Genomic DNA, 20578 nt, shown 5'->3' with positions numbered 1-20578 from the left:
CCGCATGCCACCTATACTGTATATGAATACAGTATAGGGGTGGATGATGATTCCTCCAGCACCGCAAAAAGGCCGTGGCACGGCGCATAACCCACACAACCGCTTTGCCCCGAACCAGTCGGTTGCGCAGGATGACGGCTGGTACCAGGAAGTACCGCTGACCCAAGGCACCGAGGTGCGGGTCGAAACCGCCAAGACCGTCATCAGCCGCAACACCTCGCCCGACCTGCCCTTCGACCGGTCCATCAACCCCTATCGAGGTTGCGAGCATGGTTGTATCTACTGCTATGCCCGCCCCTCGCACGCGTATTGGGACCTGTCCCCAGGCCTGGATTTCGAGACCAAGCTAATCGCCAAGACCAATGCTGCCGATGTGCTCGAACAGCAATTGAGCAAACCGGGCTATGTCTGCGCGCCGATTAACCTGGGGTCGAACACCGACCCTTACCAGCCCATCGAGCGTGACCACCTGCTGACCCGGCGCTTGCTTGAAGTGCTACTGCGCTTCCGCCACCCGGTGACCATCGTCACCAAGGGGTCGCTGGTGCTGCGAGACCTCGACCTGTTGTCCGAGATGGCCAGCCAGCGGCTGGTGCGGGTGATGATCAGCCTGACGACGCTGGACGACGACCTCAAGCGGGTGCTTGAGCCCCGTGCGGCATCGCCCAAGGCGAGGTTGCGGGCGATCCGGGTGCTGCGCGAGGCGGGTGTGCCGGTGGGGGTCTTGTGTTCGCCGATGATACCGATGATCAACGACAGTGAACTGGAGCGCTTGCTGGAGGCCGCCAAGGAGGCCGGTGCGCAAAGCGCTGCCTACATGATGTTGCGCTTGCCGCTGGAGGTGGCGCCGCTGTTCGAGCAGTGGTTGCAGGACCACTACCCCCAGCGTGCGGCCCATGTGTTGAGCCTGATTCGCCAGAGCCGCGGCGGTGAACTGTATGACAGTCGCTTTGGTGCACGCATGCGTGGCGAGGGTATTTTCGCCGAGCTGTTGGCGCAGCGGTTCGCCAAAGCCATGCGCAAACTGGCATTCGAGGGGCGTGAAGCACAGGCGCTCGATTGCTCGAAATTCTGCCCGCCTGGTGGCCAGTTGGCATTATTTTGAATGCCCCTAAATAACGGCGAAGTGGCACCATAGATATCAATATGGCATCTAATTGCCACCACTCAGTGACACTTCAGCGGAGCCGGTGAAGTTGAAGTGCCTGCGGAGCCTATATTCATACTGGATCAACTTTCCCTGGCCGCGTTTTACGTAAGAATACGTCGCGTGCAAGTGTGAACTCTGTCAAATTTTTCAAGCCATTTAATACTGGCAAAGATAGTGGCACTTAAATATCAAATTAATATAGATGTTCTGTTAAGCCCAGATTTTACGGTGCCTGCAGCCATTCCTGTCTGACTAGTCAATGGGACGTTAGTCCCAAGCGTGTAAGAGAAAGCTTACAAAGCTGTAAGAGATCGACTCTTTCGTTAGTAATTGTTGCCGGGTAACCTGCGCGCCCTTGTGAAGTGGCTCGCATAACACGAACAAATTCTGCAATTGCAGGTGAGTTCGCGGGCGGTGACATTCCGCTTCGCCATTAGTTCAAAGAACTGCACGAGAAAAACATTTGGAGTGCCCTCCCCAAGACCTTGGGGTGGTATCTATTTTCATGGACGATCAAGTGTGGAAATCGCAGAAACTGCCAGCCTGAAAGAGCGCGCCAAAAAGAAACTGGAGCGTGACGCCGGCCCCCTCATCATCGATGCACTCAACGATCCGCAGACCGTTGAGCTGATGTGCAATGGCGACGGCAAACTCTGGCTGGAGCAGTTGGGCAAGCCGATGAGGCACATCGGCGACCTGCGCCCGGCCCAGGCCGAGTCCATCATCAAGACCGTGGCCGGCTTCCACGGCAAGGAAGTGACCCGCAGCAAGCCGTTGCTCGAGGGCGAGTGGCCGCTGGACGGTTCGCGCTTCGCCGGCCAACTGCCGCCCGTGGTGCGTGCGGCCACCTTTGCCATCCGCAAGAAGGCGGTGGCCATCTACACCCTGGACCAATATGTCGAATCGGGGATCATGACCCCGATCCAGTGCGACGCCATCAAGCGCGCCATCCGCGATCACCGCAACATCCTGGTCATCGGCGGTACCGGTACCGGCAAGACCACCCTGGTCAACGCCGTCATCAACGAAATGGTCGTGGAGTTCCCCAGCGAGCGGGTCTTCATCATCGAAGACACCGGCGAGATCCAGTGCGCGGCCAAGAACTTCGTGCAGTACCACACCACCGTCGATGTGAGCATGACCCACTTGCTCAAGACCTCCCTGCGCATGCGCCCGGATCGCATCCTGGTGGGCGAGGTGCGCGGTGAAGAAGCGCTCGACCTGATCGATGCCTGGAACACCGGCCACCCTGGCGGCGCGGCCACGTTGCACGCCAACAGCGCCAGCGAGGGGCTGACCCGCCTCAAATCCCTGGTTTCCCGCAATAAATCGGCCCCGGCCGAAATCGAACCGCTAATTGGCGAAGCGGTTCACGTCGTCATCTCCATCGCCAGAACCCCAGAAGGCCGCCGCATTCAGGAAATCCTCGAGGTTTCCGGGTACGACAACGGCCGCTACACCATGCGCAATCTTTAAGGAAAACACTGCACATGCACGCCAACACTTCGCTGTTCCGTTTCAATGCCCAAACGTTTGGCTTTCTGGCCTTCAGCTTCCTGCTGCTGGCAGTGATGGTTGCGCCGGAGAATGCCTTTGCGGCTGGCACCGGCGGCGGTTTGCCCTATGAAAGCTGGCTGGAAAACCTGCGTAAATCGGTGACCGGTCCGGTAGCGTTTGCCCTGTCGATCATTGGCATCGTGGTAGCCGGTGGTGTGCTGATCTTCGGCGGCGACCTCAACGGTTTCTTCCGTAGCCTGATCTTCCTCGTGCTGGTAATGGCGCTGATCGTGGGTGCCAACAACATCATGCAGAGCTTCTTCACCTCCAGCGCCGAGCTGGCACAGCTGCTGCCTCAGCACAGCCTGGTACAGGGTCAGGTCTGAAGTATGGCACTGCGCACGATTCCCATCCGGCGGGCCGGCAACCGGGACAACCTGTTCATGGGCGGGGATCGCGAGCTGGTGATGTTCTCCGGGTTGCTCGCCTTCGCGCTGATTTTCAGCGCCCAGGAAGTACGGGCAACCGTGGTGGGCCTGGTGCTCTGGTTCGGCTCGCTGTTCGTCTTCCGCGTAATGGCCAAGTCCGACTCCAAAATGCGCCACGTCTACCTTCGTCACCGCCGCTACAAGCCTTACTACCCGGCGCGTAGCACACCGTTCAGGGACAATCCTCCAAGTCAGGGAAGTCAATACAAATGATCGAAGGTATTGCGTACGCCATCGCAGCCCTCGGTGCTCTGCTGGTGCTGCTGCTGATCCAGCGTCTGCTGCAGGTGGATGCGGAGCTCAAGCTGAAGAAGCACCGTTCGACAGAGGCCGGGTTGGCCGACCTGCTGAACCACGCGGCGATGGTCGACGACGGGGTGATCGTGGGCAAGAACGGCGCCTTTATGGCCGCCTGGCTTTACCGGGGTGACGACAACGCCAGCAGCACCGACGCCCAGCGTGAACTGGTTTCGCTGCGGATCAACCAAGCCTTGGCTGGCTTGGGCAACGGTTGGATGATCCACGTGGATGCGGTTCGCCGCCCCGCGGCGAACTACTCCGCCCAAGGCGTCTCACACTTCGCTGACAGCCTGACCGAAGCCATGGACGAAGAGCGCCGCGCCTACTTCGAGTCGTTGGGGACCATGTACGAAGGCTACTTCGTGCTGAGCCTCACCTATTTCCCGCCGATGCTGGCCCAGCAGAAGTTCGTCGAACTGATGTTCGACGACGACACCGCGCCACCGGACGCCAAGCTGCGCACGCGCAACTTGATCGAGCAATTCAAGCGCGACTGCTTGAGCGTCGAGGGCAGCCTGGCCGCAGTGCTCAAGCTGACCCGCCTGAAGGGTAACCGTCAAATCACCGAGGAAGGCGCGCACATCACCCATGACGACTTGCTCAGCTGGGTGCAGTTCTGTGTCACCGGCGTGAGCCAGCCCGTCTTGCTGCCGAGCAACCCGATGTACCTGGATGCTGTCATCGGTGGCAAGGAGCTCTGGGGCGGCGTGGTGCCGAAGATCGGCCGCAACTTCATTCAGGTGGTGGCCATCGAAGGGTTCCCGCTGGAGTCGGCACCCGGCATTCTCTCGGCGCTGGCCGAGTTGCCCTGCGAGTACCGGTGGTCCAGCCGCTTTATTTTCATGGATACCCATGAAGCGGTGCAGCACCTGGAAAAGTACCGCAAGAAGTGGAAGCAGAAAGTCCGTGGCTTCTTCGACCAGGTATTCAACACCAACAACAGCAACATCGACCAGGATGCCCTGGCCATGGTGCAGGACGCGGCCGATGCCATCGCCGAGGTTAACAGCGGCCTGGTTGCGCAGGGTTACTACACCAGCGTGGTGGTACTCATGGGCGAAGACCGTGTGCGTGTCGAAGAGTCTGCACGTAGTGTCGAGAAGGCCATCGAGCGCCTGGGCTTCGCCGCCCGCATCGAGACCATCAACACCCTCGACGCCTACCTGGGCAGCCTGCCGGGCCACGGCGTAGAGAACGTGCGTCGCCCGCTGATCAACACCTTGAACCTGGCCGACCTGCTGCCCACCAGCAGCATCTGGACCGGCAGCGCCGATGCGCCCTGCCCGCTCTACCCGCCGCTGTCGCCAGCCTTGATGCATTGCGTGACCAGTGGTGCCACGCCATTCCGCCTGAATCTGCATGTACGCGATCTGGGGCATACCTTCATGTTCGGCCCGACCGGTGCGGGCAAGTCGACCCACCTGGCGCTGATCGCCGCACAACTGCGCCGCTATCGGGGCATGTCGATCTTCGCCTTCGACAAGGGCATGTCGATGTACCCGCTGGCGGCCGGTATTCGCGCCGAAAGCAATGGCCGCTCCGGGCGCCACTTCACCGTGGCGGCAGACGACGAACAGTTGGCCTTCTGCCCGTTGCAGTTCCTCGAAACCAAAGGTGATCGCGCCTGGGCGATGGAGTGGCTGGATACCGTGCTGGCGCTCAATGGCCTTGAAACAACTGCAGCGCAGCGCAACGAAATCGGCCACGCGGTAATGACCATGTTCCGCGACGGCTCCCGCACCCTGTCTGAGTTCTGCATCATCGTGCAGGACGAAGCCGTGCGCGAGACCCTGCGCCAGTACACGGTCGACGGCACCATGGGGCACTTGCTCGATGCCGAGGAAGATGGCCTGTCGCTCTCCGACTTCACCGTGTTCGAGATCGAAGAGCTGATGAACCTGGGCGACAAGTACGCCCTGCCGGTACTGCTGTATCTGTTCCGCCGCATCGAATGCGCGCTCAAAGGCCAGCCGGCGGTGATCATCCTCGACGAAGCCTGGCTGATGCTCGGCCACCCGGTCTTCCGCGAGAAGATCCGTGAGTGGCTCAAGGTACTGCGTAAGGCCAACTGCCTGGTGCTGATGGCCACCCAGAGCCTGTCGGACGCGGCGAACTCGGGGATTCTCGACGTCATCGTCGAGTCCACCGCTACCAAGATCTTCCTGCCCAATGTCTATGCCCGCGACGAGGACACCGCTGCCCTTTATCGCCGCATGGGCCTCAACGCCCGGCAGATCGAGATTTTGGCCACCGCTATTCCCAAGCGCCAGTACTACTACGTGTCGGAAAACGGCCGACGCCTTTACGACCTGGCGCTGGGCCCACTGGCCCTGGCTTTCGTCGGCTCTTCCGACAAAGAGTCCGTGGCTGCCATCAAGCGCCTGGAAGCCAAATATGGCAATGCCTGGGTGGCGGAATGGCTGGCTGCCAGGGGCCTGAGACTGAATGATTATGGAGTCGCCGCATGAACCTCGCAGACAGCATCAAGGGACTCATTTTCAAGCGTCCCGCCAATGCTACCGCCAAAGCAGAGACGCCCCAGGGCGCCGTCCTCGACAATCCGTACCTGACGGCCCGCCGCACCTGGAATGACCATGTCGGCAGTTTGGTGACCTCCCGCCAGTCCTGGCAGGTGGTGGGTATCCTCTCGATGATGGTCGCCCTCGCCGGTGTCGGCGGCATCATTCACATCGGCAGCCAGTCGAAGTTCGTGCCCTACGTGGTGGAGGTCGACAAGCTTGGCCAGCCAATGGCTGTAGCGCCTGCGCAGGTCGCGGTGCCGGTCGACCTGCGGGTCATCAAGTCGCAGATAGCGTCCTTTATTGCCGATGCGCGCACGGTCACCCCCGACGTCGCACTGCTGCGCAAGTCCATTTTCCGGCTATACGCCCTGCTTGGGCCGAATGACCCGGCGACCCAGAAGATGAACGAGTGGCTCAACGGCAGCAAGGAGGCCAGCCCGTTCGTACGTGCCGCCGAAGAAACCGTCAGTGTCGATATCCGTTCGGTCATGCAGCAGACCCCGGAGACCTGGCAGGTGGATTGGGAAGAAGTCACCCGTGACCGCCAGGGCATGCTCAAGGGCAAGGCCACCTGGCGCGCCCTGGTCACCACCTACACCGCCGAACCCACTACCCAGACCAGCGAGGAGCAAGTACGGATGAACCCGATCGGGACCTACGTCCGTGACTTCTCTTGGTCCAAGCAACTCTGAAGGATCGACCATGAACCGTTACCTTTGCGCCATGCTCGCGGCGGCTTTGCCCGCGTTCGCGCAGGCTGCGCCGGGCACCAGCGCCGCCGATCTGTACTTTTCCGATGCCAACCCGACCCTGACCGCGCAGGAGAAGGCCGCACTGGCGATTTCCCAGCGCTGGCAGCAGGCCAGTGCCACCGGCATCAAGCCAGTGGATGGCGGTGACGGCACCGCACGTTTCATTTTCGGCGCCCAGCAGCCGAGCATCGTCTGTGCCGTGCTGCAGGTCTGCGACATCGCCTTGCAGGCGGGTGAGCAGGTCAACTCGATCAACCTCGGCGACACCGCGCGCTGGACAGTCGAGCCGGCGATTACCGGCGTGGGCGAGAGCGAAGTCCAGCACCTGATCATCAAACCGATGGATGTGGGCCTGGAGACCTCGTTGGTGGTCACCACCAACCGCCGCACCTACCACTTCAAGCTGCGTTCGCACCGTACCGAGTACATGCCGCAAGTCGCCTTCACCTACCCGGAAGAAGCGCTGGCGAAGTGGAACCTGATCAAGAACCGCGAAACCACCGAGCGCCGCAAGGCGACCATCCCGGAAACCGGCGAATACCTGGGCAACCTGAACTTTGACTACAGCGTCAGCGGTGAAACCTCCTGGAAGCCGGTGCGTGTGTACAACGACGGCAGCAAGACCATCATCCAGATGCCACGCACCATGGGCCAGACCGAAGCGCCGGCTCTGGTGGTCGTGCGCAAGGACGGTGGCTGGTTCAAGGATGATGAGACCGTGATGGTCAACTACCGGGTTCAGGGCGACCGCTACATCGTCGACACCGTATTCGACAAGGCCATCCTGATTGCTGGCGTCGGCAAGTCGCAGGACCGCGTCACCATCCAGAGGGGTAAATAACGATGCGCGCATGGATCGCACCCTTCGTTTGCCTGTGGCTGGCGGGTTGTGCTCACGGGCCCTACGGCAACTTCGCCGACCGAACCACGCCGGCGATCAATCAGCAGCTGGCGAGCGCCACCGCGCGCCAACTGGCAGTCGTGCACGCGCCGGCCCGCACGCGCTTGCGTATCGCCCAGCAAACCACTGACGGCTACGGCGTATCCCTGGTCAGCGCATTGCGTGCCTCCGGTTTCTCGGTACAGGAATTTGACCCTAAGGCTCAGCCGGTACCCGCAACGGCGCGTGCGGCTGCGCCGCTGCAGGTCAACTACATCGTCGATGCGCCCAAGGACAGCGACCTCTATCGGGTCACCCTGCTGGTCGGGCGTGAGTCCTTGAGCCGTGTTTACGCGGTGCAGAACGGCCAGGTGCTGGCCGCCGGGGCCTGGGTACGCAAGGAGTGACGTGTGATGAGTAGCAAGAACGATGTCATGTCGCCGGACGCATCGCCCGGCAAACTGCATCGCAACAGCGGTGTGCGTCGGGTCAACAACTGGCCGATTTATCTGATTGGCGCCGCCGCCATGGTGTTTCTGCTGATCATGCTGCTGGTGGCGGCCGATCGTGCCGAAGAGCAGGACAAGCCTGAGGAAAAGAAAGCGGAAAAAGCCGGCAACAGCAGCATGTTTGCCCAGCAGATCAATGGCATGGACCAAGATGGGATCATCCCCAGCAAAGTTGAGCCGCCGGCCATGCCGACTCTGGACGACACGCCCGCACCGCAGCCCGCCAGCTTGCAGGTGGTACGCCCGAGCAACCTCGATGCCCCGCCTATGCCGCCGCGCGAGATGCCGCCGAGCGTCAACGGTGAAGAACTGGAACGCATCCGCCAAATGAAGATGCAGCAGTTCCAGGAGGCCGTCCGGGCGCAGAGTACCGTCCGGGTAGAGGCTCCGCGCAGCGCTGGCTCAAGCCTCGGCGCTGCCGGCGCCCCGTCCAGCCAGCAGGACGCCTTGGCCCGCATCGCTGCCGCACGCCAGCGTATGCAAGAGGCCTCGCGCAGTGACCCGACCGCAGCCTACAAGGCGCGCATGGCCGAGTTGAAGGCGATCAGCTCAGGCGGGGGCGGTGGCGGCGGTGCGCAGGGCGATTCGCCGTTCCTGGTGCAAGCCGCCAGCAACGCTGGCAAGGACTACAACCAGTTCGGCACCACGGAGAACAGCGACCGCTGGAAGATGGACGTGACCATGGAATCACCCCGTAGCCCTTACGAGCTGCGCGCGGGCTACGTGATCCCTGCCACGATGATCGCCGGTATCAACTCCGAGTTGCCTGGGCAGATCATCGCTCAGGTCGCGCAGGCTGTGTACGACACCGCTACCGGCAAGCACTTGCTGTTGCCACAGGGCTCGCGCCTGGTCGGTTCCTACTCCAGCAGCGTGGCCTATGGCCAGTCGCGGGTACTGGTCGCCTGGCAGCGCATCATCTTCCCGGATGGCAAGGCGATGGACATCGGTTCGATGCCGGGTAGCGACAGCGCCGGCTATTCCGGCTTCAACGATCAGGTCAACAACCACTATGTACGGATCTTCGGCTCGGCCTTGTTGATGTCCGGCATCGTCGCCGGCATTAGCCTCAGCCAGGACCGTGCCAGCAGTGACAGCAGTGACCGTGAGACCGCCAGCAGCGCCATGAGCGAGGCGCTCGGCCAGCAGTTGGGCGAGGTGACCGCGCAGATGATCTCGAAGAACCTGAACATCGCGCCAACCCTCGAAATCCGTCCGGGCTATCGCTTCAACGTGATGGTGACCAAGGACCTGACGTTCTCGAAGCCTTACCAGTCCTTCGATTACTGAACCATTTGCCAAGGAGAGCGACATGAAGCACACGGCCTTGTTGAAACCCACCATTGCGCTGCTGGCCGGTCTGGGGTTCACCCTGCAGGCGCATGCTGGTATCCCGGTTGTGGACGGGATACACGCGGGCATCAGCCAGCTGGGGGTAGCCGAGAATATTGCCCAGACGGCCAAGCAGATCGACGAATACAAAACACAGGTTGAGCAGTACACGACCCAGGCGTTGCAGTACAAGAAGCAGCTCGACCAGTACGAGAATATGTTGAAGAACACGGCGGCACCGGCTGCCTATATCTGGGACCAGGCCAATTCGACCATCAACAAGTTGATGGAAGCCCAGAGCATGATCAATTACTACACGACGCAGGCGGGGAGCCTTGATTCGTACCTGAGCAAGTACCGCGACACCAGTTACTACAAAAGCTCACCCTGCTTCGGCCTCGGCACCTGCACCGAGGAGGACCAGGCGGAGCTCGCCGAGCATGAAGCAATGGCCTCCGAATCGCAAAAAACGGCTAACGACGCGTTGTTCAAAAGCATCAAGCAGCAACAAGAGAACTTGCAGGCTGATTCCAGGCAGCTGGAGCGCCTTCAGCAAGCGGCCAGCACGGCAGATGGCCAGGTCAAGGCGATTCAATATGCCAACCAGTTGGCCAGTCAACAGACCAACCAACTACTGCAGTTGCGCAGCCTGATGCTGGCTGAGCAGTCTGCGACTGCCAACCGCGCGGCGGCTGAGTTGGATGAAAAGGCCCGCGGTGAGGCCCAGGCAAGACGCGTCACGACGTGGGAATACGAAAAAAGCCCTGAAGGCAAATACTGAGGAAAGCACCATGAAGAGCAACATTCTGCAACTCGCCATCGCCGTGGGCGTGCTGTTCAACCTGGCCGGTTGTTCCGAGGAAAAAGTCCCTGAGCCAACGGCCGAAAACTGCGCCAAAGGCACCTATGAAAAGAACCTGTCGAGCCTCTCTAAAGAGGCCAATCGAAACGAATTCATCGACGGGTGCAGAAGCTTCAACGCGGCGCAGGAAATGACCGAGTGGAAGTTTGAGAAAAGCCCGGAAAGCAAATACTAAGGTGGGATTACGCACATGATTGGCACGCGTCGGGAATTGCTCCTGAGTGTACTGCTGGTTGCTGTTTGCCTCGCAACTCCGACGCTTGCCCATGCGGCGACAGGGCAGTTAGGCAGCTCAGGCGTCATGGATGAGGTGCTTAAGAGGTTCGACGACGCGACCCAAACCTGGCTGCCTGCGATCCAGAGCGCTGCATCGCGGCTGTTCTTTGCCCTGGCGTCCATCTCCATGGTCTGGACGTTCGGCATGTTGCTGATGCGCAAGGCCGACATCGGTGAGTTCTTTTCCGAACTTATCCGTTTCATGGTGGTGTTCGGGTTGTATTGGTGGTTGCTGCAAAACGCCATGGGCGGGTTGAAAATCGCCGACAGCATCGTCAAGTCGATGAGCCAACTCGGCGCCACCGCAGGGCACCTCGGTAATACCGAGTTGAAGCCGTCGTCGATCGTCGACCTTGGGTTCGAGCTGTATGACAAAACCGTCAAGGCAACCAGCAAGCTGAGCTGGCACCAAATGGGCCGCCAGCTGACGATGGAGTTCATGGCCATTGGTATTTTGCTGGTGCTGGCCATTGTGGCTATCAACCTACTGGTGCTGTTGGCATCGAGCTGGTTCCTGCTGTACGCGGGGGTGTTCTTCCTGGGGTTTGGCGGTTCACGCTGGACGTCCGACATGGCGCTGAACTACTTCCGCGCGGTACTGGGGCTCGGTGCGCAACTGTTTGCCATGGTGCTGTTGGTTGCGATTGGCAAGAGCTTTATCCAGACCTTTGCGGCCCGTATCAGTGACAAAGTCGCTGTGCAGGAACTCGCGGTCATGATGGTGACCTCAGTACTGTTGTTGATACTGGTGAACAAGATCCCGCCGATGATCGCAGCCCTGGTGGGTGGAGCCGGCAGTGCGTCTACCGGTGTCGGCAACTTTGGTGCCGGCGCGGCATTGGGGGCAGCAACCACTGCTGCGTCGATGATGGGCAAGAGCGCTTCGGCGATGATGACAGGTGGGGCGAACCTGATGGGCGCCGCGCAGGCCTTGCATTCCGCTTTCAAGGGTGCGCAGTCGACGGCCTCCGCCGGTGGGGATATCGCGTCGCGTATGACGGGGATGCTGGGGTCACCCAGTAGCCCAAGTGGAGGGAGCCCTGGCGGCAGCAGCTCCAGCGGCGGTGCCAGCCCTCTGGGCTCGGTAATGGGCTTGGCCTCATCGACAGCTTCCGCCTCATCAGGCCTTGCCCAGGCGGCCTCATCTGCGGGAGGCGAATCGTCCTCCCGGGGTGGATCCTCTGAATCATCGTCAGGTGCTGAATCATCCGGCGCATCTTCCGGTGGCGGTTCGTCCGAGGGCGCATCCGGTGCATCCGGTGCATCCGGCGCATCTGGCGCGGGTGGGGCATCAGAGTCATCTTCAGCAGGGGGCTCCGGCTCTGGCGCTGCAGAGGCGGCATCAGCCGGCGGCGGCGGATCTGCCGAGGGCAGTTCGGGTTCACAGGGTGGCACGGGTGCCACCGGTGGCAAGGGTGGCACTGCAGAGGGGGGCAGCAACGCAGCCTCCAGCAAGATGGCATCAGCAGGCCGCGTAGCCCTGCAAATGGGCGCCAACCTGGCCTCTGGCGTGGGGCGGGTTGCGCAGTCCCATATCGACAAGTCGCTCGCCGGGCGTATTGCCAAGGAAATCTCCGATCCGGGTTCCAGCAGTCGTTCGAACCTGGACACTCGATCGCCCAGCCGTGACTTCGAACCCGATGCCGAAGTGAAGAGCTTCAGCGAAAGCAAAAAGGACAGGACTTGAACAAGGAGTGCTCATGAAAATTGCAAAGGTTCTTCCAGCCGCCGTGCTGGCCGCCAGTTTCGTCGTCATCCTGCCTGCCCAGGCCAAGGAAAAGGACCCTTGTGCCACCGTCCTGTGCATGTGGGGCAAGCTCAAGGGTGCGGGTGTCGTGGATAACTGCAGTGGCCCGGTCGGCGACTACTTCAGCATCGTCAAAAAGAAGAAGGGCAAGATCAAGCTGAGCCAGACCTCGGACGCTCGCCAGTCCTTCCTCGACAAATGCGAGGCCGCCGACCCGCAAAAAACCAAGTCGATCAACAACAAGTTCGGCAAGGTCATCTGAGGCGCGCCACGATGCCATTTGTCGCTGACGTTCCGCCCCCGGCCCTGAGCGAACCCATCGCCTGCTCGATCATGGCGGCGGTCAAATACGAGCTGCCGGTGAACATCGTCCTGGCTGTGTCCGGCCAGGAAGGTGGCAAGCCTGGCCAGTGGGTGCGCAACCACAATGGCACCTACGACGTGGGCCCCATGCAGTTCAACACCGCCTACCTGCGCGAGCTCTCGCGCTACGGCATCACCCCTGAGGATGTCGAGCAAGGCGGCTGCTACTCCTACGAGCTGGCCGCCTGGCGCATCCGTGGCCACGTGCGCAATGACCGCGGCGACTTGTGGACGCGGGTGGCGAATTACCACTCGCGCACCCCCGCCATCAATGCGCGCTACCGCCAGCAGATCATGCGCCGCGCCGTCTACTGGGCCGATTGGCTGGATGCCCGCTTTGCCACGCAGCAGGTGGCGCAGAGCGCGGTATTCTCCGGCGCGCCGGCCGAGGCGTCCGTGGCAGTGGTCGACACCGCGCAGGCGGTGAAGGCGGCTGTCGTGCAGCAGCCGGTCATGCCGCAACCCGCGGGCACGTCAGCCTATGTGCCCCGGGGGTTGGTGATGGGGAGCAAATGATGGATTCGCTGGTCACAGTAGCCGCATCTCGAAACGATACAGGGACCCGCCGCGAGGCGGATGCAAGGAGAGAAAGATTGAACCTACCCACTCTCGGTATGGGCACCCCCGTTACCGACAAGGCATCGCGCCGCCCCAGCCGCCTCTGGCCGCGGCTGCGCCTTGGCGCGCTCGTACCCCTCGTGCTGGGAGCGTGCATGCTCCTGCCTGCCACCTCTTCTGAACTTCAAGCCAAGGAGCTTTCCATGCAAGACAATCAAGGCCAGTACCAGCCCTACACCCCGGGCATGAAACTCCCCGAAGGCGTGTTCCCGCCGATGAAGGGTTATACCCATGAGGACTTGATTGGCGCTGCTGCCCTACCCGCAGAAGCGGTGATGAAGGCTGAGGGAATTGACCCCACCCTGATCAAGGAATCGCTGTTCGCCCTGGCCAAACACCTCAATGAGGCACTGGAGGCGCAGAACGTCGAGTATCAGATTTCTACCTGGTACCAGAAGCCTTACGACAATCCCGCTGACCGCACCAAGAGTGTTGCCGCCATGGGCGAAAGCTTTGGTGCTTTGGCGATCCGTGCTGCAGGGCAGTCGCTGCGAGGGTCCCCACTCTTGAACTTGGGCGAAGCATTCTTTGAACGCTACACCCGAAGCGCCGGTGATGGTGTCCACGATCTGATCGTGACCCTAAACAAACCGGGTGCCTGATACGGGTTCGAGAATGTCTTGGAGCGTTCGTCCTGTCCTGGCGGCGGGATGATCCATAGGGATATGAAATGAGCGATGCAATGCGTTTTACGGTGTACTTCGACGGCACCGGTAACAACAAAGATCTGAATACACCTGAAGGCACGCAGACCAACGTTGCCCGCCTGTATGACCTGGACACCGCCAAAGGTACCAACCTGGCGCGCAACTCGGGGCATGAACCGCAGCAGTACGACGCCAGGGAGCGCTCCGGCCAATCGGAGAAGGTCTACTTCGATGGTGTTGGCAGCCAATCCAGTACCAGCGGGCGTTCGCTGCTCGAAGGCGCAACCGGCCGCGGTGCCCAGGAGCGTATCGACCAGGCCTACGACTCCATCGTGGCCTTTCACAACAAGTACCCGGACCAGCAGATCGACGTCAACATTGTCGGCTTCAGCCGCGGTGCATCGCAGTCCCGCGCCTTGGCCAACGAGTTCATCGAACGTGGCGTCCCCAAACTCGATGACCAGGGCAAAGCGACCGGGGAATACTTGATTCCCCCAGGCCAGGCGCACGTCAACAAGCTGGGTATCTTCGACACGGTCGCCACTGACGGTTTGTCGAATACCGATACCCATCTGGGCAAGAACCTGGAGATCAGCAAGAACATCGATTCGACCACCCACCTGGTGGCGATGAACGAGTACCGCGACACGTTCCCCCTGACCAGTGCCCTGCGTAACGACGACAACTCGCGCATCGAGGAGTTGAAGTTTGCCGGCGCGCATTCGCAGGTCGGCGGTGGTTACAAGGACGATGTGCTGGCAGCCGGGCCATTGGCGGTGATGCACGATCGCCTGCAGTCGGCCGGTATAGAAATGAAGCCGATGCAGCAGGAGGATGTTCAGCGCATCGAGCAGTACAACACGTTGATCAAAAGCCCGGAGAAAGTTGAGCAAGCGCTCATCGACTCGCGCCTGTTGAAGGGTGAGAACGCGTTCAGCCGCAACGCGGATGGCTCGTTCCAGACAGTGGACAATATGCCCTTCCCGATGGAACGCGGCATGATCAACGTCTTTGACCGCCAGGCTCGCCCCTTCGATCACGAGACCAATGGCCGCGGGGTAATCTTCGAGAACGATGATCGGCTTAGCCGCAACAGCGTTTCCCGAGCTGTTGAGGGGATCGGTGATCGCCTTAAATCGCTGGGGCAAGATGCCTTGTCCGCTTCGGCACGCTTCCTGGGCATTGACTCGCGCGAGCAGGCGATAGAAGAGGGCAAAGGGCTGTATGCCGAGCTCATGTCGGAAAGGGCCGCCACTTCACAGCAGCAAGTGGCTACGCTGTCTGGCGAGCTTACGGCTTCACGGCCCAGCGCTGGTTATATCGAGAGCCTGAACCTGCAAGCGGTGCCAGTCCCAGACGGCGCCAAACAGGGCCAGCAGCAAGACCCGCAGGCCCAGCAGCGCAGCGACTCGTTCAAGGCCATGGAAGACAAAGCGCGCGACCTCAACCCCTCGGCCAGTATCGGCGAAGCTTCAGAGAGCGGGCGCAAGGCCGTCAGCGGGATGGTCGTCGACATGGACGAGCATCACATCCTGCAGAAGGTCGGCCAGACGGATCAGTTCGTTATTCATGACCGCCGTGACGTCGACCCGAGCCGCAACTTCCAGGTAGGCAAGAGCACGGCGATTGTCCACGAGAAAGGCATCGGCGACCTGGCCCGTGATGTGGCGCCGAAGCTGGAGCTCGATACCGGGCTTTCCCAGGCCATGCGTCGGTGATTTCGATGCCGCGCCTGCAACTCGCCGACGGTACGGTAGAAGCGCTGAAGTGGCTGGCGCTGTTGCTGATGACCGGCGACCACGTGAACAAGTACCTGTTCAACGAGACCCTGCCTTACTTCTTCGAGGCAGGGCGCTTGGCGATGCCGCTGTTCGTGGTCGTGCTGGCGTACAACCTGGCGCGGCCGGGAACAGTGGAAAACGGTGCTTACCGGCGCACTGCGCTGCGCCTGTTTCTGTTCGGGGTGTTGGCGACGCCGCCGTTCATTGCCCTCGGGGGGCTGCTGTACGGCGGCTACCCGCTGAACATCCTCTTCACCTTGCTGGTGATTACCCTGGCGACCGAGGCCTGCGAGCGTGCTGCGCAAGGGCGGCCGCTGTTCTGGGGGCTGGCGTTACTGGTGGTGGTCGTGGGCGGTGCCTGGGTCGAATTCTGGTGGCCGGCCGTGCTGCTGGGGCTTTGCGTGGGTTGGTACGTGCGGCGGCCGAACCTGCTGGCTGCCGTGGGGGCCGTGCTTGCGCTTGCGGCGTTAACGCCGATCAACGGCAATGCCTGGGCGCTGGCCGCGTTGCCGGTGCTGCTGGCCGCCCGCTGGGTCAGGCCTGACCTGCCGCGCTGGCGCTGGCTGTTCTACGCCTATTACCCGCTGCACCTGGTGGCGCTGTGGCTGATTCGCATCCCGATGGCCAAGGCCGGATACCTCTTCCTGATATGAAGCAGATGCCCATGAACGAGCCTAAACCGCCCAAGCCGCCGCTCGACGATGCTGGGCAGGCATTGGAGGCGCAGGCTCAGGCGCTGGCCGCCGAGCAGACCGCGCTGCTGGACGCCAGCCCGGTGCAAGCGCGCTACAACCAGGCCCTTGGCGAGTGCGTCGAGCAGAAGGCCGAGCAGGCCGAGGCCCTCGAGCAGCGCCTGGAGGCCATGCTGGACCGCCAGCAGGCGCAATTGCAGCAGAACCAGGCCTCGCGCCCGGGCTGGCTGGCCCTGCCTTCCACCCGCGCCGCCTGGGAGCAGGGCAACCAGCGTTGCCAGGCGCGGCTGCAGCAACTGCAAGGCCGCCTGGAGCGGGTGCAGGAGCTGCACCACGGCATGGGCCTGTACACCCCACGCATCGAGGAGTTGGCGGTGCGCCAACTGCGTGCCGAGCAGCCAGAGCTGGTCGAGCAATGGAGCTTGCAACGTCAGGCCGAGCGCACGCTTTCTGAGGCGCAGCGGCGTACCCAGGCTCAGGACATCGGGCGTTCGCGCACAACCTCGCCATGAACCAGCACCTTCCCTATCCCATCCTTTCGTTCACGGAGCGAACCCATGAAACATAACAACGCTGTGGGCCCGCAGATCCGCGGCGGCCAGCGCAGTGGCGGCAACACGGGGCAGGCCATCCTGGCCATTTTCTGCCTGCTGGCCGGTCTGGCTACTGCCACCCAGTACTTCGCTTACCTGTTCAATAACCATGCGGCGTTGGGGGCCAACCTGAATGGCATCTACGCCCCATGGATGATCCTGGTGTGGGCCGCCAACTGGTCCGACCAGTACCAGGACACCTTGCTGCGCGCCGGGTCCCTGGGGGTTCTGGTCAGCGGCGTCGGCATGATGGCGATGGTCGTGATCCGCATGATCAGCAGCAACAGCTCCAAGGCCAATCAGTTCCTTCATGGCTCTGCGCGTTGGGGCGAGCGCAAGGATATCGAGAGCGCCGGCCTGTTGGCTGATGATGGCGTGTACGTAGGCGCCTGGCTGGACAAGCGCAACAAGCTGCATTACCTGCGCCACAACGGCCCGGAGCACATCCTCACCTTCGCCCCGACGCGCAGCGGCAAGGGCGTTGGCCTGGTGATCCCGACGTTGCTGTCGTGGAAGCACAGCGCGGTGATCACCGACCTCAAGGGCGAACTCTGGGCGCTCACCGCTGGCTGGCGTCAGCAGCATGCCGGCAACCGGGTATTGCGTTTCGAGCCGGCCACCGCCAATGGCTGCGTGGGCTGGAACCCGCTGGAAGAAATCCGCCTGGGCACCGAGTTCGAAGTGGGCGATGTGCAGAACCTGGCCACGCTGATCGTCGACCCGGACGGCAAGGGCCTCAACGACCACTGGCAGAAGACCTCCCAGGCGATGCTGGTGGGTTGCATCCTGCACCTGTGCTACCGCTCGCAGGACGAGGGCGGTGTCGCCAGCCTGCCGGCGCTGGACGCCATGCTCGCCGACCCGTCGCGGCCAATCAGCGAACTGTGGGCGGAAATGACCCACTACGGCCACCTCGATGGCGAAAACCACCCGCTGGTGGGGTCGGCTGCTCGCGACATGCTCGACCGGCCTGCCGAAGAGGCCGGCTCGGTGCTGTCGACCGCCAAATCGTACCTGTCGCTGTTCCGCGACCCGATCGTGGCGCGCAACGTGAGCCGCTCGGAATTCAAGATCCGCGACCTGATGAACCACGACGACCCGGTCAGCCTGTTCATCATCACCCAGCCCAACGACAAGGCGCGCTTGCGCCCCTTGGTGCGCATCCTGGTGAACATGATCGTGCGCCTGCTGGCCGACAAGATGGACTTCGAGGACGGCCGGCCCAAGGCGCACTACAAGCACCGGCTGCTGATGATGCTCGACGAGTTCCCGAGCCTGGGCAAGCTCGACATCATGCAGGAGTCGCTGGCCTTCGTGGCCGGTTATGGCATCAAGTGCTACCTGATCATCCAAGATTTGTCGCAGTTGCAGGAGTTCTACGGGCAGAACGAGAGCATCACCTCCAACTGCCACATCCAGAACGCCTACCCGCCAAACCGGGTGGAAACGGCGGAGCACCTGTCCAAGCTCACCGGGCAGACCACCATCGTCAAAGAGCAGGTCACCACCAGTGGGCGACGTTCCAGCGCATTGCTGGGCCAGGTGTCGCGCACCATTCAGGAAGTGCAGCGGCCGCTGTTGACCACCGACGAGGCCCTGCGCATGCCAGGCCCGCGCAAGGATGGCCAGGGCAATATCCAGGAAGCCGGCGACATGGTGGTGTATTGCGCAGGCTACCCGGCGTTTTATGGCAAGCAACCGCTGTACTTCCAGGACCCGGTATTCCTGGCCCGCGCCAAGGTGCCGGCACCGCGTGAAAGCGACCGCACCATCGAGTTGCCGGCATGAAACGGCCGTTGAGCGTGGCCGCTGTCGTGGCCATTCTGGCGTTTTGCGCAGTGCCGCTGGTGCTGTGGGGCGGCGCGCGGCTTAACGTCACCAGCAGTTTTCCGCCGGGCATTTACTGGGTGGTCGACAAGGCACCGGAAAAAGGCGACCTGGTGATGTTTTGCCCGCCGCAGGAGGCTGTGTTTCAGCTAGCGCACGCGCGCGGCTACCTGGCTGGGGGAACCTGCCCTGGGGGATACATGCACCTGCTCAAGCGGCTGGTCGCGGTATCGGGTGACGACGTGCAGATCACTGCCGAGGGGGTCAGCGTCAACGGGCAGTTGCAGGTGCGTAGCCAGCCGTTGCAGCAAGACCCCAGTGGCCGCCCCATGCCGCAGCCACCGTTGGCGCACTTTCGCTTGGGCAGCGACGAGGTGCTGATGCTCTCCGATTACAGCCGCTTGTCATTCGATGGCCGCTATTTCGGTGCCGTGCCGCAAGGGCAATTGGGCGAAGTGGTCGAGCCTTGGCTGGTGTGGCGAAAAACGCCGTTGTAACCCAGCCGCTCGATCGAGCCGTTGTAGGAGCAGCCTTGCGCTGCGAAGAGGCCGGTAGCCTGCAATCGATGTTTGGTGCGGCTAGCGGCCTCTTCGCAGCACAAGGCTGCTCCTACAGGTAACCCTAGTACCACTAATCCAAGTGAATAATTACAGTAATGGTACTAGGCAATTGATGTTTTTTTGCTATTATTCAAATCCCGCCTTACCTATCTGGAACGCCTGTTCTAGAGCCTCCGAATTAAGTTTCAGTTAAGTTTTCCCCGCTAGCGTAGGCAATCAGTCAACGAAGACTGTGATCTGTGGCCTGTGCGCGTCATCTAAATCCCTGCATAGCCTGAATCTTTCACCGGTAAAATGGACTTACCTTCACACCGTCAAGAGGATGAATCATGCCCGTCAAGGACCCATCCAAGGTCGTTCCGGATGTACCCGCCGAGAGCGCCGATGCCGCCCTGAAGCACATCGTCGACGGCTTTCTGCGCTTTCACCATGACGTCTTCCCCGAGCAGCAACAGCTGTTCAAGAAGCTCGCCACCGCGCAAACGCCACGCGCCATGTTCATCACCTGTGCCGACTCGCGCATCGTCCCCGAGCTGATTACCCAAAGCTCGCCAGGCGACCTGTTCGTGACCCGTAACGTCGGCAACGTGGTGCCCCCGTATGGTCAGATGAACGGCGGCGTCTCCAGCGCCATCGAATACGCGGTACTGGCCCTGGGTGTACACCACATCATCGTCTGCGGCCACTCGGACTGCGGCGCGATGCGTGCCGTACTCAACCCGCAATCGCTGACCAAGATGCCGACGGTTTCCGCCTGGCTGCGCCATGCCGAAGTGGCACGCACCGTGGTCGAGAACAACTGCTCCTGCGGCAGCGAGCACGAGACCATGCAGGTGCTGACCAAAGAAAACGTCATCGCCCAGCTGCATCACCTGCGCACTCACCCCTCGGTCGCCTCGCGCCTGGCGGCGGGTGAGCTGTATATCCACGGTTGGGTCTACGACATCGAGACCAGCAAGATCGAAGCCTATGACGCTGCCAGCGACAGCTTCCTGCCCCTGGCTGCGGGCGAGCCGGTCCCCTGCGCTACCCCGAGAGGCCGCTACTAAGCGACCCTTCCACCGCTAGAACCTTGATAGCCGGCTGCACCCTGTAGGGGTGTGGCGCGGCCTTCGGCTGCCTTGAATTCCCTGATTGCCTTGCCGGCATGCTCGCTGGCGGCCCGCGCCTGCGCGTCTTTCA

At 61.7% G+C, this 20578-nt stretch carries 21 protein-coding genes; all 21 read left to right on the top strand.

Annotated features, from left to right (window positions below):
• The first annotated feature begins 46 nt into the window (after window positions 1-46).
• The 21 genes from AB7M33_RS08675 (at window position 47) to AB7M33_RS08575 (ending at window position 20445) form a co-directional block, all read left to right on the top strand.
• Window positions 47-1105 (top strand): PA0069 family radical SAM protein, encoded by a 1059-nt coding sequence (locus tag AB7M33_RS08675; protein WP_454242718.1) that lies wholly within the window; start codon window positions 47-49, stop codon window positions 1103-1105.
• 564 nt (window positions 1106-1669) lie between these two features.
• The gene (gene trbB, locus AB7M33_RS08670; RefSeq protein WP_099427993.1) at window positions 1670-2626 is read left to right on the top strand and encodes a P-type conjugative transfer ATPase TrbB; all 957 of its coding nucleotides are present in this window, start codon (window positions 1670-1672) and stop codon (window positions 2624-2626) included.
• Between the two features lie 14 nt (window positions 2627-2640).
• Window positions 2641-3033 (top strand): TrbC/VirB2 family protein, encoded by a 393-nt coding sequence (locus tag AB7M33_RS08665; protein WP_454242717.1) that lies wholly within the window; start codon window positions 2641-2643, stop codon window positions 3031-3033.
• Window positions 3034-3036: 3 nt separating this feature from the next.
• Window positions 3037-3348 carry a conjugal transfer protein TrbD gene (locus AB7M33_RS08660; protein WP_186679215.1) on the top strand — a complete coding sequence of 104 codons (312 nt, stop codon included), beginning with the start codon at window positions 3037-3039 and terminating at the stop codon, window positions 3346-3348.
• Window positions 3345-5903: a VirB4 family type IV secretion/conjugal transfer ATPase gene (locus AB7M33_RS08655; protein WP_454242716.1), complete on the top strand. Its 2559-nt coding sequence runs from the start codon at window positions 3345-3347 to the stop codon at window positions 5901-5903. The genes AB7M33_RS08660 and AB7M33_RS08655 overlap by 4 nt, the downstream gene beginning before the upstream one ends.
• On the top strand, window positions 5900-6649 hold the full coding sequence (locus AB7M33_RS08650; RefSeq protein WP_186679210.1) for a conjugal transfer protein TrbF: 750 nt from the start codon (window positions 5900-5902) through the stop codon (window positions 6647-6649). The genes AB7M33_RS08655 and AB7M33_RS08650 overlap by 4 nt, the downstream gene beginning before the upstream one ends.
• Before the next feature lie 10 nt (window positions 6650-6659).
• Window positions 6660-7550, top strand: a complete 891-nt coding sequence (trbG, locus tag AB7M33_RS08645) for a P-type conjugative transfer protein TrbG (RefSeq protein WP_186679206.1) — start codon at window positions 6660-6662, stop codon at window positions 7548-7550.
• Window positions 7551-7552: 2 nt separating this feature from the next.
• Entirely contained in the window at window positions 7553-7996 is a 444-nt protein-coding gene (locus AB7M33_RS08640; RefSeq protein WP_454242715.1) for a conjugal transfer protein TrbH, read from the top strand.
• A gap of 6 nt (window positions 7997-8002) precedes the next feature.
• Complete coding sequence (locus tag AB7M33_RS08635; protein ID WP_186679190.1) at window positions 8003-9388, top strand: TrbI/VirB10 family protein; 1386 nt, start codon at window positions 8003-8005, stop codon at window positions 9386-9388.
• Between the two features lie 22 nt (window positions 9389-9410).
• Window positions 9411-10211 carry a P-type conjugative transfer protein TrbJ gene (trbJ, locus tag AB7M33_RS08630; protein WP_454242714.1) on the top strand — a complete coding sequence of 267 codons (801 nt, stop codon included), beginning with the start codon at window positions 9411-9413 and terminating at the stop codon, window positions 10209-10211.
• A 10-nt stretch (window positions 10212-10221) separates the two neighbouring features.
• Window positions 10222-10467, top strand: a complete 246-nt coding sequence (gene trbK, locus AB7M33_RS08625; RefSeq protein WP_238209834.1) for an entry exclusion lipoprotein TrbK — start codon at window positions 10222-10224, stop codon at window positions 10465-10467.
• 15 nt (window positions 10468-10482) lie between these two features.
• On the top strand, window positions 10483-12255 hold the full coding sequence (gene trbL / locus AB7M33_RS08620; RefSeq protein WP_454242713.1) for a P-type conjugative transfer protein TrbL: 1773 nt from the start codon (window positions 10483-10485) through the stop codon (window positions 12253-12255).
• Between the two features lie 13 nt (window positions 12256-12268).
• The gene (locus AB7M33_RS08615; RefSeq protein ID WP_454242712.1) at window positions 12269-12577 is read left to right on the top strand and encodes a TrbM/KikA/MpfK family conjugal transfer protein; all 309 of its coding nucleotides are present in this window, start codon (window positions 12269-12271) and stop codon (window positions 12575-12577) included.
• An 11-nt stretch (window positions 12578-12588) separates the two neighbouring features.
• Entirely contained in the window at window positions 12589-13194 is a 606-nt protein-coding gene (locus AB7M33_RS08610; protein WP_265967467.1) for a lysozyme family protein, read from the top strand.
• Between the two features lie 197 nt (window positions 13195-13391).
• Window positions 13392-13898 (top strand): hypothetical protein, encoded by a 507-nt coding sequence (locus AB7M33_RS08605; RefSeq protein ID WP_454242711.1) that lies wholly within the window; start codon window positions 13392-13394, stop codon window positions 13896-13898.
• Between the two features lie 68 nt (window positions 13899-13966).
• The gene (locus AB7M33_RS08600) at window positions 13967-15661 is read left to right on the top strand and encodes a phospholipase effector Tle1 domain-containing protein (RefSeq protein WP_454242710.1); all 1695 of its coding nucleotides are present in this window, start codon (window positions 13967-13969) and stop codon (window positions 15659-15661) included.
• Window positions 15662-15666: 5 nt separating this feature from the next.
• Window positions 15667-16377, top strand: a complete 711-nt coding sequence (locus AB7M33_RS08595; RefSeq protein WP_454242709.1) for a TraX family protein — start codon at window positions 15667-15669, stop codon at window positions 16375-16377.
• Between the two features lie 11 nt (window positions 16378-16388).
• Window positions 16389-16928 carry an IncP plasmid survival protein KfrC family protein gene (locus AB7M33_RS08590; RefSeq protein ID WP_143491050.1) on the top strand — a complete coding sequence of 180 codons (540 nt, stop codon included), beginning with the start codon at window positions 16389-16391 and terminating at the stop codon, window positions 16926-16928.
• 45 nt (window positions 16929-16973) lie between these two features.
• Window positions 16974-18797 (top strand): type IV secretory system conjugative DNA transfer family protein, encoded by a 1824-nt coding sequence (locus AB7M33_RS08585; RefSeq protein ID WP_454242708.1) that lies wholly within the window; start codon window positions 16974-16976, stop codon window positions 18795-18797.
• Window positions 18794-19333, top strand: coding sequence for a conjugative transfer signal peptidase TraF (gene traF, locus AB7M33_RS08580; protein ID WP_274884366.1), 540 nt, complete (start codon window positions 18794-18796; stop codon window positions 19331-19333). The genes AB7M33_RS08585 and traF overlap by 4 nt, the downstream gene beginning before the upstream one ends.
• A gap of 392 nt (window positions 19334-19725) precedes the next feature.
• Window positions 19726-20445, top strand: a complete 720-nt coding sequence (locus tag AB7M33_RS08575; RefSeq protein ID WP_099428002.1) for a carbonic anhydrase — start codon at window positions 19726-19728, stop codon at window positions 20443-20445.
• Window positions 20446-20578: the final 133 nt, after the last annotated feature.

Source organism: Pseudomonas sp. Y3 TE3536 (assembly GCF_053629175.1).
This window is presented reverse-complemented; position numbering and strand designations above follow the sequence as displayed.